1 protein-coding gene is annotated in these 1,723 nt (G+C 64.1%); it reads right to left on the bottom strand.

Annotated elements, in window-relative coordinates; all coding sequences use genetic code 11:
* Window positions 1-1,560 (bottom strand): peptide ABC transporter substrate-binding protein (locus tag ACIPIA_RS15635; RefSeq protein WP_400510882.1); only part of this gene is annotated, 1,560 nt, incomplete at its 3' end.
* Between the last annotated feature and the right edge of the window lie 163 nt (window positions 1,561-1,723).

Raw genomic sequence — 1,723 nt, 5'->3', positions numbered from 1 at the left:
GCGCGAGACGTTGCGTCCCAGCCACTTGTTTTCCTTGGTGGCGACTTCCCAGGACACGAACTGGTTCAGGAAGCGCTCCGGATCGGGCTGCGGCTGCGTCGTCGTATACATCTCCATGTCGACATAGAGCTTGGTGTACGTATCGGGGTTGGCGACGTCCGAGGAGAAGAACACCGAAGCCGTGACCGACTTGAGCTCGAGGTCGATGCCGGCGCGCTGGCAGGCCTGCTTGATGATGGCCTGGGTCTTCTGGCGCGGGGCGTTGATCGAGGTCTGGTAGACGTATTTGAGCTTCTTGCCGTCCTTCTCGCGGATGCCGTCGCCACCCTTCTTCCAGCCGGCGTCATCGAGGATCTTGTTGGCCTTCTCGATGTTGAACTCGTACTTGAGCTTCTGCGACTTGAACTGCTTGGGCTCGTTGACGAAGCTCGCGGTCGCGGTGCCGCCGCGGCCATAGATGAACTTCTGGATCGAGTCGCGGTCGATCAGCAGGTTGATCGCCTGGCGCACGGCCGGGTCCGACAGCGTCGGATGCTTGGTCTTGACGCTCGAGCGCTCGCCATCGACCTCGGTCCACGGGTCGGTCGTGTTCAGGATGATGAACTCGATGTCGCCCGACGCGACGGCGCTGGTCTTGCCGCGACCGCCGGTCTCCATGCGCTTGAGGACTTCGTCCTCGACCTGCAGGTTCCAGGCATAGTCGTATTCGCCGGTCTGCAGCACGGCGCGCGCCGCCGAGACCGCGTCACCGCCGCCCTTCACCTCGAGCGTGTCGAAATGCGGCTGGTTCTTGATGTGGTAATCGGCGAAGCGCTCGCCGGTGAGCACGTCGCCCGGCTTGAACTCGACGAACTTGTACGGGCCGGTGCCGACCGGCTTCAGGTTGTCCGGGGCCTCGCGCGACTTGGCGCCGACATAGTCGGCGAAGCGGTGCTTCGGCAGGATCTGGCCGACGGTGCCGACGAAGGGGTCGGCCCAGAACGGCGTCGGCTGCTGGAACGTCACCTTGACGGTGAGATCGTCGACCTTCTCGACCTTGATGTTGGTGTAGGAGCCCGTGGTGTAGGCGGCGGTCGCCGGTTCCTTGGCATATTCCCAGGTGAAGACGACGTCGTCGGCGCTGAACGGCTTGCCGTCATGCCATTTCACGCCGGGCTTCAGCTTCCAGGTCACGCTCAGGCCGTCGGCGGACAGGCCGCCATTGGCGCGGGTGGGGACCTCGGCCGCGAGGCAGGGGATCAGGTTGCCTTCCTTGTCCCAGCCGGCGAGCGGCTCGTAGAACACGCGCGAGGCGATCTGGTCCTTGGTGCCCGAGGCGAAATGCGGGTTGAGCAGGGTCGGGGCCTGCCAGAGCAGGATCTTCAGCGGCCCGCCGCCGCCGGCCTTGGTCGGCTTGTAGGGCAGCGTGGCGTTGGCCATCGCAACATCGTTCCAGACCAGGATCTGGCTCGCGATCGGCGCGGCGATACCCACGGCCGCCATTCTCTGCATGAAGGAGCGTCGCGACAGCGTGCCTTCCTTCACATCCGCGACCATGCCGCGGATTTCCTGCTCGTTCATCGGATAGCCTCCACCTTTAAGCAATAATGATCCCCAGCGCTTTCGCGCCGTTTTCTTGTTGATGGCCTCAGCAAGGCATGTGCCAACGAAAGCGTCAACTGGGCAGCGCAATGCTGCCATGCCGTTGCGGCGGCCGCGGGCAGCCGGAAATGGGCGTATCAGC

This window comes from Allobosea sp. CER48, assembly GCF_044752385.1.
Classification (GTDB): Bacteria; Pseudomonadota; Alphaproteobacteria; order Rhizobiales; family Beijerinckiaceae; genus Allobosea.
This window is presented reverse-complemented; position numbering and strand designations above follow the sequence as displayed.